This window comes from Microbacterium umsixpiens (genome assembly GCF_053543675.1).
In genome coordinates, this window is the sequence record NZ_JBLVOH010000201.1 from 22,875 (window position 1) to 24,415 (window position 1,541).

2 protein-coding genes are annotated in these 1,541 nt (G+C 70.6%); one reads left to right on the plus strand and one right to left on the minus strand.

Going from position 1 to position 1,541, the window contains the following annotated elements:
• On the plus strand, positions 1-754 hold a 754-nt coding region (locus ACNPM4_RS17880; protein ID WP_448986579.1), incomplete at its 5' end, for a glutamate ligase domain-containing protein.
• Positions 755-793: 39 nt separating this feature from the next.
• Here the strand turns inward: ACNPM4_RS17880 and ACNPM4_RS17885 are convergent.
• Positions 794-1,541 (minus strand): 1-deoxy-D-xylulose-5-phosphate reductoisomerase (locus tag ACNPM4_RS17885; RefSeq protein WP_448986580.1); only part of this gene is annotated, 748 nt, incomplete at its 5' end.

A 1,541-nucleotide genomic window follows, 5' to 3' on the forward strand; every position in this document is an offset into this window, starting at 1 on the left:
GGCGGCGGCCGCCGACTGGGTCGTCGTCATCGACGACGAGCGTGCGGCGGGCACCACTTTCACGATGACCGGCCCGGCAGGCTCCCTCACGACCACGGTCCCGGTGATCGGCCCGCACATGGCCGCGAACGCCGCGCTCGCGATCGTGATGCTCCTCGAGGGCGGCTACGACTGGCAGCGCATCGTCGATGCTCTCGCCCGCGATGAAGGCATCCGCGCCTATCTCCCCGGCCGTACCCAGCTGGTGTCCGGGGAACGCGGGCCTGCGGTGTTCGTCGACTTCGGCCACTCCCCCGACGCGTTCGAGAAGACGCTCGCCGCCGTGCGCCGCGTGACACCGGGCAAGGTGCTGATGCTCTTCGGCGCCGACGGCGACCGTGATGCGAGCAAGCGGTTCGACATGGCGCGCACCGCGGTCGAGGGCAGTGACATCCTCGTCGTCACCGACCATCACCCGCGCTTCGAGGATCCGGCCTCCATCCGCGCGACGCTGATCGAAGGTGCACGCAAGGCACGACCGGATGCCGAGATCCACGAGGCCTCGCCGCCCGAGAACGCGATCATCACCGCGGTCGCGCTCGTGGGCGACGGCGACGCGATCCTCTGGGCAGGCCCGGGCCACCAGGACTACCGCGACATCCGCGGGGTGCGCACGCCGTATTCGGCGCGCGAGTTGGCGCGCAGGGCTCTGCGCGCTGCAGGCTGGCCGGTTCCCGAACCCCGCTGGCCCGTCCCGTACCCCGACGAGGACTGACCCGGGAGCCGGGGCGGCAGACGTCGCTCCGGGTTCGGCTCAGCTCGCCGCGATCATCCGGTCTGCCGTCGTGCGCGCCCAGGACTCAGCTGCGGCGAGCGTCTCCACGGTGAGCACGTCGGGTGCATCATGGGCGTCGACGACGCGCGCGATCGTGTCGACGATGCCGAGGAACGACAGCCGACCCGCGTGGAACGCGTTCACCGCCTGCTCGTTCGCCGCGTTGTAGACAGCGGGGAAAGTACCGCCCGCGCGGCCGACGGCCTTCGCGAGTGCGACCGAGGGGAAGGCCTCGCCGTCGAGCGGCTCGAACGTCCACGACGACGCCGTGGTCCAATCGAGCGGTCGTCCGACGCCTCCGACGCGGTGCGGCCAGTCCAGACCGAGTGAGATCGGGAGTCGCATGTCGGGCGGTGAGGCCTGGGCGATCGTGGAGCCGTCGATGAACTCGACCATCGAGTGCACGATGGACTGCGGATGCACGACCACCTCGATGTCGTCGTAGGCGACATCGAACAGGAGGTGCGCCTCGATGACCTCGAGCCCCTTGTTCACGAGCGTGGCCGAGTTCGTCGTGACCATGCGTCCCATGTCCCATGTCGGGTGCGCGAGGGCCTCCGCGGGGGTCACATCGGACAGTTCTGCACGCGTACGACCGCGGAACGGGCCACCGGATGCCGTCACCACGAGGCGACGCACCTCGGCGTGGGTGCCGGCGAGCAAGGCTTGCGCCAGCGCCGAGTGCTCGGAGTCCACCGGGACGATCTGTCCGGGTGCGGCGGCGGCG